This window comes from Bradyrhizobium sp. A11, from assembly GCF_042077125.1.
Taxonomy (GTDB): Bacteria; Pseudomonadota; Alphaproteobacteria; order Rhizobiales; family Xanthobacteraceae; genus Bradyrhizobium; species Bradyrhizobium japonicum_B.
The window spans coordinates 4,831,394-4,844,254 of the sequence record NZ_CP149509.1; the positions used below are offsets into that span (position 1 = coordinate 4,831,394).

At 64.3% G+C, this 12,861-nt stretch carries 12 protein-coding genes; 5 read left to right on the plus strand and 7 right to left on the minus strand.

Annotation, left to right across the window (positions count from 1 at the left end; translation table 11 throughout):
- Window positions 1-64 precede the first annotated feature (64 nt).
- On the minus strand, window positions 65-901 hold the full coding sequence (locus tag WI560_RS22695; RefSeq protein WP_257196403.1) for an enoyl-CoA hydratase family protein: 837 nt from the start codon (window positions 899-901) through the stop codon (window positions 65-67).
- 31 nt (window positions 902-932) lie between these two features.
- On the minus strand, window positions 933-1,694 hold the full coding sequence (locus WI560_RS22700; RefSeq protein WP_375304941.1) for an SDR family NAD(P)-dependent oxidoreductase: 762 nt from the start codon (window positions 1,692-1,694) through the stop codon (window positions 933-935).
- A 182-nt stretch (window positions 1,695-1,876) separates the two neighbouring features.
- On the opposite strand from WI560_RS22700, the gene WI560_RS22705 reads away from it, so the two are divergent.
- Genes WI560_RS22705 through WI560_RS22725 form a run of 5 tightly spaced genes read left to right on the plus strand, consistent with a single transcriptional unit; the run spans window position 1,877 to window position 7,604 of the window.
- Entirely contained in the window at window positions 1,877-2,692 is an 816-nt protein-coding gene (locus WI560_RS22705) for an alpha/beta fold hydrolase (protein WP_375304942.1), read from the plus strand.
- Between the two features lie 12 nt (window positions 2,693-2,704).
- Window positions 2,705-3,994 (plus strand): acyl-CoA dehydrogenase family protein, encoded by a 1,290-nt coding sequence (locus WI560_RS22710; RefSeq protein WP_375304943.1) that lies wholly within the window; start codon window positions 2,705-2,707, stop codon window positions 3,992-3,994.
- Between the two features lie 2 nt (window positions 3,995-3,996).
- Window positions 3,997-5,523, plus strand: coding sequence for a class I adenylate-forming enzyme family protein (locus tag WI560_RS22715; protein ID WP_375304944.1), 1,527 nt, complete (start codon window positions 3,997-3,999; stop codon window positions 5,521-5,523).
- A complete protein-coding gene (locus WI560_RS22720) occupies window positions 5,520-6,608 on the plus strand; it encodes an NAD/NADP octopine/nopaline dehydrogenase family protein (RefSeq protein ID WP_375304945.1) in 1,089 nt (362 codons plus the stop codon). Before WI560_RS22715 ends, WI560_RS22720 begins: the two co-directional genes overlap by 4 nt.
- Window positions 6,609-6,611: 3 nt before the next feature.
- Window positions 6,612-7,604, plus strand: coding sequence for a 3-hydroxybutyryl-CoA dehydrogenase (locus WI560_RS22725; RefSeq protein ID WP_375304946.1), 993 nt, complete (start codon window positions 6,612-6,614; stop codon window positions 7,602-7,604).
- Here WI560_RS22725 and WI560_RS22730 read toward each other — a convergent pair.
- From WI560_RS22730 to ilvD, 5 genes are all read right to left on the minus strand, one after another.
- Window positions 7,601-8,647: a peptidase M29 gene (locus WI560_RS22730; protein WP_375304947.1), complete on the minus strand. Its 1,047-nt coding sequence runs from the start codon at window positions 8,645-8,647 to the stop codon at window positions 7,601-7,603. The two genes, WI560_RS22725 and WI560_RS22730, sit on opposite strands and share 4 nt — an antisense overlap.
- A gap of 35 nt (window positions 8,648-8,682) precedes the next feature.
- A complete protein-coding gene (locus tag WI560_RS22735) occupies window positions 8,683-9,447 on the minus strand; it encodes an ABC transporter permease (protein WP_257175713.1) in 765 nt (254 codons plus the stop codon).
- Complete coding sequence (locus WI560_RS22740) at window positions 9,447-10,232, minus strand: ABC transporter permease (RefSeq protein WP_375304948.1); 786 nt, start codon at window positions 10,230-10,232, stop codon at window positions 9,447-9,449. The genes WI560_RS22735 and WI560_RS22740 overlap by 1 nt, the downstream gene beginning before the upstream one ends.
- Window positions 10,229-11,074 (minus strand): ABC transporter ATP-binding protein, encoded by an 846-nt coding sequence (locus WI560_RS22745; RefSeq protein ID WP_375308885.1) that lies wholly within the window; start codon window positions 11,072-11,074, stop codon window positions 10,229-10,231. The genes WI560_RS22740 and WI560_RS22745 overlap by 4 nt, the downstream gene beginning before the upstream one ends.
- Before the next feature lie 82 nt (window positions 11,075-11,156).
- The gene (ilvD, locus tag WI560_RS22750; RefSeq protein WP_375304949.1) at window positions 11,157-12,851 is read right to left on the minus strand and encodes a dihydroxy-acid dehydratase; all 1,695 of its coding nucleotides are present in this window, start codon (window positions 12,849-12,851) and stop codon (window positions 11,157-11,159) included.
- Window positions 12,852-12,861: the final 10 nt, after the last annotated feature.

The following is a 12,861-nucleotide window of genomic DNA, read 5'->3' on the forward strand; positions in this document are numbered from 1 at the left end:
ATTTTAAGCCTAAAATAATTTCGCGCAAGTCCCCGTTGCTGGCGAGATCACAGGCTGACCGGCCCTAGTCGCCTCGGAAGACCGGCTTGACCTTGTTGGCGAAGGCCTCGAAGGCACGCTCGAAATCGGCTGTGGTCATGCACAGTGCCTGGGCAACGGCCTCCGCCTCGATCGCCTCCTCGACCGACATGGCCCATTCCATCGCCAGCATCCGCTTGGTCATGGTGTTGGCGAAGGTCGGCCCTTCCGCGATCTGCTTGGCCAGGACCTGCGCCTGGGGCAGCACCTGCTCCGGCGTGACGATGCGGCTGAAGAAGCCCCAGCGCTCGCCCTCCTCCGCCGTCATGAAGCGGCCGGTGTAAAGCAGCTCGGAGGCGCGCGACTGTCCGATGATCCGTGGCAGGATCGCGCAGGCGCCCATGTCGCAGCCAGCCAGCCCCACCTTGTTGAAGAGAAAGGCCACCTTGGACCCGCTTGCCGCCAGGCGCATGTCCGAGGCCATGGCTACGATCGCACCCGCGCCGGCACAGATGCCCTCGACGGCGGCGACGATCGGCTGCGGGCAGGCCCGCATCGCCTTGACGAGGTCACCGGTCATCCGCGTGAAGGCGGTCAGCCCCTTGGTATCCATCTTCACCAGCGGGCCGATGATCTCGAACACGTCGCCGCCCGAGGAGAAATTGCCGCCGGCGCCGGTGACGACAATGGATTTGACCTCGTCATCGAAGGCGCAGGCGCGAAAGAAGTCGGTCAGTTCCCGGTAGCTTTCGAACGTCAGCGGATTCTTCCGTTCGGGCCGGTTGAGCGTGACCGTCGCAACGCCGTCGACCACGGCCAGCAGGAAATGCTGCGGCGAGTAGTCCGCGAGCGGCACGGTGACGGGATTGGCTGGTCTGCTCATGCGATCTCCTTGGGTATGTCTGTTCCGCGCGCTAGATTTCGCCGCCCGCAACTGCGATGGCCTGCCCGGTGATCGCGCTGGCGCCTTGGCCGCACAGCCAAAGCACGGCGTCCGCCACCTCTTCCGGCGCGATCAGGCGCCCTTGCGGATTGTGCCTGGCAAGCTCGGCGATCGCCTGCTCGCGGCTTCGTCCGGTTTTTTTCATGATGTTGTCGATGCTGCCGGCGACGAGGTCCGTGTCGGTAAAACCTGGGCAAACCGCGTTCACGGTCACGCTGCTGCCGGCGAGTTCGAGCGCAAGCGAACGAACCAGACCGATCGCAGCGTGCTTGGCCGCTACGTATGCACTGACATAGGCATAGCCCTTGAGTCCCGCGGTCGACGCAATCACGACGATGCGGCCATAGGGGCGATTCTTCATGCCCGGCAGTACGCCGTGGATGGAATGAACCACGCCCATGAAGTTGATGTCCATCATGCGCGCGAACAGGGCACTGTCCGATTTCGCGAATGGCGCGGATTCGGCGCTGCCCGCATTGGCGATCAGGATATCGATCGGCCTTCGCGCATGGGCCTCGGCAATGGCGGCCTTCAAGGCCGTCTCGTTCGCGACGTCGGCGACCGCGGCAAAATTCGCGGCGCCATCATTGACCGCCTCATCGAGGACCTGGGCATTCCGGCCGATGATCGTCACGGTCGCGCCTGCGCCGACAAGAGCCGCCGCGATCGCGCGGCCGATGCCGCGGCCTCCGCCGGTCACCAGCGCGTGCGGCGAGTGCGGCAATCCGGACATGCGCTGGCTCCCTCGGATCTGTGACCGTTGCACCGATATATTTTAACCTTCAAACTTTTGCAACGAAGGCGCAGAACGCATGCGACGGAGGCCGGCCCGGAAATTGCTTTAAGTGTAAAATTATCGCTTCCCATCCCCGAAAGGCCTGTTAGCATCGATGGGGGCAAGCAAGAGGATGTCGCGTGCCGCAGCCTGGACCAATGATAACAGAGGATGGACGCTTCGCCTATGAAGCCGCGGGCGATCCGAACGCGATCCCTCTGATCTTCCTGCATGGCATCGGTGGCGCGGCGCGAGCCTGGCGACGGCAGCTGGCTACGTTCGGCGACCGCTTTCGCGCCATCGCGTGGGACATGCCGGGCTATGGCGGTTCGGCACCGCTCGCGAGCGTCAGCATCGCTGCCCTGGCGGACGCGCTCCAGCAATTCATCGCCCAGCTCGGTGCCACCAGACCCATCCTGGTCGGTCACTCGATCGGCGGCATGATCGTCCAGAAATGGCTCGTGCAATCCCCCAAACTAGCGCGCGCGGTCGTGCTGGCGCAGACCAGCCCTGCCTTCGGCAAGGCCGACGGCGACTGGCAGAAATCGTTCATCGCGGCGCGGCTCGGCCCGCTCGATCGCGGCGAGACGATGCAGTCGCTGGCGCCCTCGCTGGTGAAAGAGCTGGTCGGCGACGATCCGGACCAAAAGGGGATGGAGCTTGCGCGCGAATGCATGGGAAGCGTACCCGAGGCAAGCTATCGCGCCATGATGCTCGCTCTTATCGGCTTCGATCAGCGCAGCACGCTCAAGGATATCTCGGTCCCCACTCTGCTGCTATCCGGTTCCAAGGACAACAACGCGCCCGCGCCAATGATGGCGAAGACGGCGACCTACATCCCGGGGGCCGAATACGTCGAGCTTCCCGGCGTCGGCCATCTCGCCAACCTCGAGCGCCCTGATGCGTTCGACGAGGCCCTCGGCCGTTTCCTTAGTTCCGTTACGACCAAAGCGTAAGGTGACTGCGCAATGACCATGCAAGTCAGCAAGACTCTCGGCACGACCGACAAGGTTGCGCTGGATGCACCGATCTTCGATCCCGTGGCGTTCCGCCTGAGCGAGGAGCAGGCCAGCATCATCGCCCGCGCAAGGGAGATCGGGCAGACCGTGTTTGCCGATCGCGCCGCCACCTACGATCGCGAGGCAATCTTCCCGACCGAGAATTACCGCGACCTGCATCGCGTCGGCCTGCTCGGCATTGCCGTTCCCAAGAAGCACGGCGGCCTTGGTGCGAACTACCAGACCTACGCCCTGGCAGCCGCCGAGATCGGCCGCTATTGCGGCGCGACCGCGCTGACCTGGAACATGCATGTCTGCTCGACCCTGTGGTCGGGCCCCCTCGCCGACGATCTCGACATGGACGCGGTGACCCGCGCCGAGCACGAACGGAGACGCGCGATCCACTACAAGCGGATCGTCGAGGACGGCGCGATCTATTCGCAGCCTTTCTCCGAGGGTGGCGCGGCGGCCGCGGGCGGCGTTGCCTTCGGCACGGAAGCAAGGCCGGTCGAGGGCGGCTGGATCGTCAACGGCAAGAAAATTTTTGCGTCGCTCTCCGGCCATGCCGACTATTACGGCGTGCTCTGCACCGAGATCGAGGAAGGCGAGAAAGCGTCTCGCCGCAACACGCTTTACCTCGCCATCTCGGCCAAGTCGGAAGGCGTCTCGGTTGTCGGCGACTGGGATCCGCTCGGCATGCGCGGAACGGTGTCGCGCACGCTGCTGTTCAAGGACGTGTTCGTCCCGGAGGATTCTGCGCTGATGCCGCGCGGGGTCTATTTCCAGGCCGCGATGCGCTGGCCGCACATGTTCCTGACCTTGTCGCCGACCTATATGGGCCTGGCTCAAGCCGCCTACGACTTCACCGTGCGTTATCTGCGCGGCGAAGTTCCGGGCATGCCGCCGGTGAAGCGCCGGATGTACCCGACCAAGCAGATCGCGGTCGCGCAGATGCAGATCAAGCTGGAGCAAATCAAGGGGATCTGGTTCCAGGCTGTCACCGAAGCCTGCGCCAATCCAAGCAAGGAGCAGGTGCTGCGGGCCTATGCCGCGCAATATTCGGTGATGGAAGGCGCCAATGAGCTGGCCGCGCTCGCAATCCGCACCTGCGGCGGCCAGGCGATGCTTCGCTCGTTGCCGCTGGAGCGGATCTATCGCGACAGCCGCTGCGGCTCGCTGATGCTGCCCTGGACGGCCGAGCTCTGCCTCGATCGCATCGGACGCGAGGCGCTGTACGAGACCGGCGAGACGGACGACTGACAGTGGACCTCTGCAGCCTGATCGATCGCAACGCGGCGTTTTCGCCGAACAAGATCGCTATTGCCTTCGAAGGCGACCGGCTGAGCTATGCCGCGTTCGCGGCGCGCATCGAACGGACCGCAACGGCCTTGAAGCAGGAACTCGGCGTCGGCCGCGGCGACCGCGTCGCGATCCTCAGTCTGAACCGGCCGGATTATCTGGTTCTGCTCTACGCCTGCGCGCGGCTGGGGGCGATGCTGGTGCCGCTGAACTGGCGGCTCGCCGTCGCGGAGCAAGTCTTCATTCTCACCGATGCAGGCGCCAAAGTGCTGGTGCTCGAACGCGCCTTCGAGGGCGTGCTCTCCGAGCTTGCGCCGGGGACAGCCGTCGTCGGCCTCGACTTCGCACCGCCTCGCGGCACAACCTTCGAAGGCCTGCTGACGCGCAGCGACGGCACCGGCCGCAACCCGCACACCGATCTCTCCTGTCCGCTGCTCATCGTCTACACGTCAGGAACGACCGGACGGCCAAAAGGCGCGGTGCTGCGCCAGGAGGCGCTGTTCTGGAACGGCGTCATGAGCCAGCACATGCATAACATGACGTCCGACGACCACGTGCTGACCGTGCTGCCATTCTTCCACGTCGGCGGCCTCAACATCCAGACCACGCCGGCGCTGCAGCTGGGCGCGACCGTCACGGTTCAGGCGCGCTTTGCGCCGGATACCGCGCTTGAAGCCATCGAACGAGAACGGCCGACGCTCACGGTGATGGTGCCTGCGATCATCCAGGCCGTGAGCGAGCATTCCGCCTGGCCGAGCACTGATCTTTCGTCACTCAAAGCCGTCGCCACCGGCTCCACCATCGTGCCTCCGCACCTGATCGAGCGTTTCGTCGCCCGCGACGTTCCCGTGCTCCAGGTCTACGGCTCGACCGAGACCTGCCCCCTCGCCATCTATACGCGGCTCGGCGGCGATCTGTCGCGCACGGGATCCACCGGCCTCGCCGGCCTGTGCTGCGAAGCCAAGGTGGTCGATCACTCCGGCAACGAGGTGCCGGCGGGCACGCCGGGCGAGATCGCGGTGCGTGGACCCAACGTGTTCTTCGAATATTGGGGCAACGAAGCCGCAACGCGCGATGCATTGCACGACGGCTGGTACCGCACCGGCGATATCGGCCTGTGCGACGCCGACGGCTATTTCTGGGTCCGCGACCGCAAGAAGAACATGATCATTTCTGGCGGCGAGAACGTCTACCCGGCCGAGGTCGAGCGCGTCCTGCTCGAACACCCCGATGTCAGCGAATGCGCCGTGATCGGCAGGCCAGATCCGCGCTGGGACGAGGTCCCCATCGCTTACGTGATCCGGAGATCCGGCTCTCCACTCGAAGCGGATGAACTCAGAACACATATCCAGGCGCAACTCGCACGGTACAAGGTGCCGCGCGACATCGTCTTCGTCACCGACCTGCCGCGCACGGCGCTGGGCAAGGTCCAGCATTTCCTGCTGAAGCAGCTCGATGCGCAGTCACGCGCGCAGGGAGAAGCATCTTGAAGATTGCAGTTCTGGGTGGGGGAAACGGCTCTTTCGCGGCCGCGGGCGATTTTGCCCTATCGGGACACGAGGTGCGGCTTTGGCGCCGCGATGCCGACCAGGTCGCGGCGCATCGCGCCGCCGGCTCGCGCATCCTGGTGAAGGATCACAACGGCCGCCACGACGTGACGCTCGCGCTGGTCACGACCGATATCGCCGAGGCCGTCGGCGGCACGGAGCTGATCCTGTGCCCCGCTCCTGCCTTCGCGCAAGCAGATATCGCCCGCCTGCTTGCCCCGCATCTGCGCGATGGCCAGGTCGTCTTCTTGCCGCCGGCGACATTTGGCTCGATGATCTTCGCCCAAGCCGCGCGGGACGCCGGCAACCGCGCCAAGGCGAGCTTTGCCGAAACCGGGACGCTGCCCTGGCTGACGCGCAAGCACGGACCGTTCGAAGTTGCCATCACCATCCGCGCCAAACGGCTTCCGGTCGGCGTATTTCCGCTCGACCAGGCGCCGCACGCCCTCGCCGTGATCGGACGGGCTTTCCCCGAGGCGATCGAACCGTGCGGAGACGCATTGTCCGGCGCGCTGATGAATGCCGGCCCAATCATCCATCCGCCACTGATCGTGATGAACGCCGGCCCGATCGAGCACTTCGACAGGTGGGATATCCACAAGGAAGGCACGCAAGCCGCGATCCGGCGGGTCACGGATGCGCTCGACGCCGAGCGGATTGCCGTACGCGAGGCGCTCGGCTATGGCGCGCCACATTTCCCGCTCGCTCATCATTACGCGAGGGAAGGCGAGATCTGGATGTACGGCCGCGGCTCGCACGACCGCCTGACCGATTCCGGCGATTGGCGCGAACGAATCGTGCTGACCGAGCATCGTTATATGCGCGAGGACCTGCGACTGGGGTTGTCGCTGCTGGTCTCCGTCGCCGGCCTGGCTGGCGTGGCCACTCCCTTGGCCAAAGCGTTCCTGTCGATTGGCGGCGCGGTCTGCGGCGAGGATTTTGCGCAAGGCGGCCGAACGCTCAAGACGCTGGGCCTCGACAATCTCGGCAAGGCTGAATTGCAGACGCTGCTTCGCAATGGATTCTGAACGATGACAAGCCGCGCCAACATCGCCTGTCTCGGCGCTGGCCGCATGGGACGCGGCATTGCCGTCGCGTTCGCCTATGCAGGGCACAAGGTCACGATGATCGATGTCAAGGCGCGTTCCGCGGAGGAGTTCGCCAAGCTGGAGGGGGACGCGCTGGGTGAAATCGGCAAGACCTTTGCCAGCCTGTCGAAGCTGGGACTGCTGACCGAAGGGGATGTTGACCCGCTGATCGCGCGGGTCTCGGTGGTGCCCGCTGGCCAGAGCGGCGCAGCACTATCCGACGCCGGCATGGTCTTCGAGGGCGTCCCGGAGGTCGTCGAGCTCAAGCGGGAGGTGCTCGGGGCGGCTTCAAGGCAGGTCGGACCTGACACGATCATTGCATCGACCACATCGACGATTCTCGTCGACGATCTCTCAGGCGCGATCGTAAATCCCCGCCGCTTTCTCAACGTGCACTGGCTCAATCCAGCCTACCTCATTCCGCTTGTCGAGGTTTCACCTGGGAAGGCCACCGACCCCGCCATCATCGACGAGGTCAAGAACCTGCTGGAAGGCATCGGCAAGGTGCCGGTGGTCTGCGCGGCGACGCCCGGCTTCATCGTGCCGCGCATCCAGGCGCTGGCAATGAACGAGGCCGCGCGCATGGTCGAGGAGGGCGTCGCCAGCGCGGAAGAGATCGACAAGGCGATCCGCTACGGCTTCGGCTTCCGCTATGCCGTGCTCGGCCTGCTCGAATTCATCGATTGGGGCGGTGGCGACATCCTCTACTACGCGAGCCGCTATCTCGAGGGTGCGCTCGGCAGCGACCGCTATCGGGCGCCGAACGTCATTTCCCGCAACATGCATGAGGGCCGCATCGGCCTGCGCACCGGCGCCGGCTTCCTCGATTATTCGGGGATGGACGTCGATGCCTATCGCGCGAAGCGCCTGCAGGCCATGGTGGATTTGCTCCGCCACTTCGATCTGGCCCGTCCGCCGGTGCTCGATCCCGACTAGCCGAAGACGTCCTGAAGCACGCCTTCCCGGACCACCGCGACGCCATCGAGCTCGATCGTCGTTCCCATCATCGGCAGGTCGAAATGACCCGCCGTGTAGCGGCCGGCGAATTCGTTCGCGCCGGTCGAGAACAGGAAATTGCCGGAGACGGCCCGGATCTCCGTGCCGTTGGTGTCGCGCTGGTCGTACATCGAGAGCGCCTCATAACGCGCACCGGGGTTCATGCCGAAGCCGACATGCGAGACCGCATAGGCCTCGCGATCGCCCCAGGCTGCGAGATAGGCGCGCATCATCGCGGCATCGGTGCCCTCCCCCTCCAGCTCGACGACATAATCGTCCTTCAGAGTCATCTTCACGGCCGACGTCAGGTAACGCTTGAACGTGAGATTGATATCGCCTGGCGCCATCACCAGCGTGCCGTTGATCGTCCCGCTCTTGGGAAAGCTGACGACGATGCCCCCGGGCCAATGCGCCAGCGTACCGGGCTTGTCGGTCCAGCCCCACACACCGACCGTGGACGCACCGATCATGTCGACGTCGAGCGCGGTGCCGGCTTTCGAGGTCACGCGCATCCGCTTGGTTCCCCGCAGCATCTTCGCCGCGGCTCGAACGCGCTTTTCGAGCGCGGAATCCGGCACCATCCGCTCCAGCGCCTCGGGGTGCTCGTTGGAGATCACCAAAATCCGCGCGCCGGCCTTGAGGATCTCCGGCGTCTCCACCGCGTGCATCAGGCCTTCAACGGTGCAATCGACCACGAAGCCCGCCTGCTGCAGCGCGGTGATGACCGGACCAAGCTTCTGGATCGCCTCGCTCGCGCCGGTGGAGCGAACCGGAACGATGTTCCGGTTGCGCGGCGTCGGCATCACCACGTGAAACGGCCGAGCGCCCATGCGCAGCAGCGCGAGCTCCGCCAGATGAACGTTCAGCGCCCGCGACTGCGTCTCCGACAGGATCGCCGCAGTATCGCCGGCCTTGACGGCACATCGCTCGAAAATCTCGCAAAATGCGTCGATCCATTTTGCCTCGATGCGGTCAGCCAGCATGGGTCACTCCCGGTCTTGTTTATTCTTCGTTCAGATCACGCTTCTGGAAAGCCGCGCAAGAGGTACGACCGCAGGGCTCCCAACAAGGCGTTCAGGATCAGCCCCAACAGCGAGATCGTGATCAGTGGCACGAACATGTCGACAGCCTGGAAGGTTCGCGCCGCGGTCACGAGCGCGTGCCCCAATCCGTCCGTCGACGTGATCATCTCGGCCAGAAACACCACGATGCAGGAAATGACAAGTCCGATCCGGCATCCGGTCAGGATCGACGGCATCGCCGCCGGCAGCACCACTCTGAACAGAATCTGGATGCGCGGCGTTCCCGCCGCCATGGCCGACCAGATCAGCTTCTGCTCGACGGTCGACGCACCATAATAGGTCGAGAGCAGAATGGGAAAGAGCGCATCCGCGGCCACCAAAGTGACCTTCGATCCGTGGCCAAACCCGAGCAAGAGCAGGAGCGCCGGATAGAGCGCAACCTTGGGCAGCGGGGCCAGGACGCGGACAATGGGCCGAACCACGGCGTTGATCGCTGGACTTGCGGCAGCGGCAATGCCGATGCTGACGCCGAGCACCACCGCAATGGCGAACCCGGCAAACAGCCGGATCAGGGTCGCCGCGATTTCCTGCTGGAAGGTCCACGTCGCGAGCTGCTGGAGCAGCCGGCCGAAGACGAAGCCCGGGGGCGGCAGCAAGACCGCGGGCGCAAAGCCGAATGACACCAGCCCCTGCCACAGGGCGATGATCAGCGCGATCGGGGCAATGCCAAGAAGGACGTTTGCGGAAAGAAGGCGCGGCATCAGGAGAAACTCAGCGGCATGTCGAACTGAGGCTCGGACCAACGCACGAGCCTGGCACGAACCCTTTCAAAAATGGCATCGAGGCAGATTCCCATGGCGCCCACGATGATGATCATCGCAAAGACGGTGTCGTACTGGCCCATGTCGAGCGCATTGAACAGGATGTTGCCGGCCCCTGACTGCCGCGCGATCATCTCGCTGGTGATCATCGTGATCAGCGCCAGCACCAGACCCGTGCGGCAGCCGGTCAGGATTTCCGGCAGCGCCGCGGGCAGTACGATCCGCACCAGGCGCTGTACGGGTGAAAGTCCCATCGCAGCGCCCGACCACAGCATCTTCTCTTCGACAGCCTTGGCGCCCTCGAAGCTGTGATAGATCACGGGAAGGCTGACACCGAGGAAGATCACCAATGTCTTCGTGATGTCGCCAACGCCCAGCCACAGCATGATGATCGGCATCAAGGCGGCCTTCGGCACCGGATAAATCACCATCAGGAGCGGATTGAAAAAGGCCGCAACGCTCCGGCTGCGTCCCATCAACAGGCCCAGCGGAATCGAGATCAGCACCGCCACACAAAACCCCACAGCCATGCGGCGAAGCGAAGCCAGGATGTTGAGGAGGGATTCCTTGTCACCGAGAATATCTGGAATCGCCCGGATCGCCTCGACCGCGGTCGGAAAGCTGTCGTTCTCGAGCACAAGCGACGCAACCTGCCACACCGCGAGCAACCCGATACAGGCCAGAACCGGAGCGGCTCGTCTGATCAGGGCAGCCGGTGACATCATAACGCAGTCCCGGCTTCGTCGCTTTCATCGAACATGCGTTCGATATCGACGACATACTTCTGATAGCGCGGGTCGAGCAACAGCTCGCTGCGACGGCGCGGCCGCGGTAGATCGATGTCGATGACCTCGCGGATGCGGCCGGGCGATTTCGACATCATGACGACTTTGTCGGAGAGAAAGACGGCCTCGTCAACCGAATGAGTGACGAACAGCACCGTCTTGCGATCGCGCTCCCAGATGTTGAGAAGATCGTTCTGCAAGCGAGTCCGCGTATGGGCGTCGAGCGCACCGAACGGTTCGTCCATCAGGAGAACTTCGGGATGGTAGGCCAGCGTCCGGGCCAGCGCCACGCGCTGCTTCATGCCGCCCGATAACTCCTTGGGATAGAAGTTCTCGTAACCCTTGAGGCCGACCATCTCGAGCAAGGCCAGGCTCTGCGCTTCGGCCTCGCTAGTGCGCACACCTTGTTGGCGGGGGCCATACATCACGTTGCCGAGCACGGTCTTCCACGGAAACAGCGCAAATTCCTGGAACACCGGCCCGCGGTCTGGACCGGGGCCCGTGATCGCCTGTCCCTTCATCTTCGCCGCACCGCTGGTCGGGCTGACGAAGCCGCCGACGATATAAAGTAGTGTCGACTTGCCGCAGCCGGACGGACCCAGGATGGAGACGAAGGCTCTCTCCTCGATCGTCAGCGAGATGTCCGAGAGCGCCACATGATCCCTGCGCGCGGAGGTCTGAAAGACCTGCGAGACGCGATCAATCTCGATGATTGCCGAAGCCGGCTCTCGTGATGTCACCGGTCTCACCCATTCGCTCGGTCTCGCAGGCACCACCGTCATCCCGTCACTCGCTTCACCGTGAGGCACGGACTTAGCAAGAAGCCTGCCAGACTGACGATCGTCTTCGCACCCGTGCGATACGTCATTCGAACCACGGCCATTCTGCGGGGCCTTCATGCGTCACGGCTCCGCCCGGCGCCTGCCCAACCAGTCGCGCATATTTTGCAAGCGCCCCTGCGCGATGGCGCGGCGGACGCTGCTTCCAATCGCGTCGTCGCGCGGCGAGCTCTCCCTCATCGAGCAGGACATCCATCCGCCGGTTTGCGGCATCGATCCGGATCCTGTCACCGTCGCGAACCAGCGCCAGCGGACCGCCGACAAATGCTTCCGGGGCCACGTAACCGATGCACATGCCGCGGGTGGCGCCGGAGAACCGGCCATCGGTGATCAGCGCCACCTTTTCGCCCATGCCCTGCCCGTAGATCAGCGCAGTGACGCCGAGCATCTCGCGCATTCCAGGTCCGCCGACCGGCCCCTCATTGCGGATGACGAGAACCTCGCCGGCCGCATAAGTGCGATCCCGAACCGCCTTTACGCAGGCTTCTTCATCCTCGAACACGCGCGCCACACCTTCGAAGAACTGGCTCTTCAGGCCGGCAACCTTGATCACAGCGCCATCCGGACAGAGATTTCCCTTCAGCACCGCCACGCCGCCGTCAGGCATGATCGGCGCACGAGACGCATAGACCACCTCTCCGTCCGGTGCGTTGGCCGCGCCGTATTCTTCAGCAAGCGTGCGGCCGGTGATGGTGATGCAGCTGCCATCAATGTGACCGCTCTGGATCAGTTCGCGGATCACGACCGCGGCGCCGCCGATGTCGTAGACATCCTTTGCCGTGTATTTCCCGCCCGGCCGCAGGTTTCCAATCAGCGGCGTCCTGGCAAAGACCTCGCCTACATCATCGATCGTGAATGCAATGCCGGCCTCGTTCGCGATCGCCGGCAGATGCAGCGCGGCGTTGGTCGAGCCTCCCGTCGCCGCAACGATCGCCGCACCGTTCTCCAGGGATTTCCGCGTCACGATGTCGCGCGGCAACGGTCCGCCACGGGCCAGCATCTGCATGATCAGACGTCCGGCCCGCCGCGAGATCTGCGCGCGTTCGGCATAGATGCCGGGCACCATCGAGACGTTGGGAATGGTCAGCCCCATCGCCTCCGAGACCATGCCCATGGTGTTCGCGGTGAACTGGCCGGCGCATGCGCCGATCGTCGGCAGGCAGGCACGCTCGATCCGCTCGAGCGTGGTGCCGTCGATCTCTCCGGTCATGAAGCTGCCGACAGCCTCATAGGAATCGAGCACGGTCAGCGTACGCCCATCGACGCGGCCCGGCAGCGAGCTGCCGCCATAGATGAAGATGGACGGCACGTTGCAGCGAACCATGCCCATCATGACGCCCGGAAGCGTCTTGTCGCATCCGCCGTATCCGATCAGCGCGTCGTAGGCCAGACCATGGACAACAGCTTCGATCGAGTCGGCGATCAGCTCACGCGAAAACAGCGAGAACTTCATGCCCTCGTGGTTCATACTGATGCCGTCGGACACCGACACGGTCGAGAATTCGCGCGGCGTGCCGCCGGCTTCCTCGATGCCGGTCTTGGCCGCAGCCACCTGGAAGTCGTGGGTCATGTTGCAGGGCGTCTGCTCGCCCTTCATGCTGACGACGCCCACCATCGGCTTAGCAATCGCTGCGTCGTCGAGCCCCATCGCGCGCATGAACGCCCGATGCGGGGGCCGATCGAGACCGTCTGTCGTCACTCGTGATCGCAGCTTCTTCATACGTGCATCT

Coding starts and splice junctions, on each gene's coding strand:
- WI560_RS22730 (WP_375304947.1), bottom strand. CDS start 8,647: ATGCTGGCTGACCGCATCGAGGCAAAATGGATCGACGCATTTTGCGAG.
- WI560_RS22740 (WP_375304948.1), bottom strand. CDS start 10,232: ATGATGTCACCGGCTGCCCTGATCAGACGAGCCGCTCCGGTTCTGGCC.
- WI560_RS22735 (WP_257175713.1), bottom strand. CDS start 9,447: ATGCCGCGCCTTCTTTCCGCAAACGTCCTTCTTGGCATTGCCCCGATC.
- WI560_RS22710 (WP_375304943.1), top strand. CDS start 2,705: ATGACCATGCAAGTCAGCAAGACTCTCGGCACGACCGACAAGGTTGCG.
- WI560_RS22695 (WP_257196403.1), bottom strand. CDS start 901: ATGAGCAGACCAGCCAATCCCGTCACCGTGCCGCTCGCGGACTACTCG.
- ilvD (WP_375304949.1), bottom strand. CDS start 12,851: ATGAAGAAGCTGCGATCACGAGTGACGACAGACGGTCTCGATCGGCCC.
- WI560_RS22745 (WP_375308885.1), bottom strand. CDS start 11,074: ATGACGGTGGTGCCTGCGAGACCGAGCGAATGGGTGAGACCGGTGACA.
- WI560_RS22700 (WP_375304941.1), bottom strand. CDS start 1,694: ATGTCCGGATTGCCGCACTCGCCGCACGCGCTGGTGACCGGCGGAGGC.
- WI560_RS22725 (WP_375304946.1), top strand. CDS start 6,612: ATGACAAGCCGCGCCAACATCGCCTGTCTCGGCGCTGGCCGCATGGGA.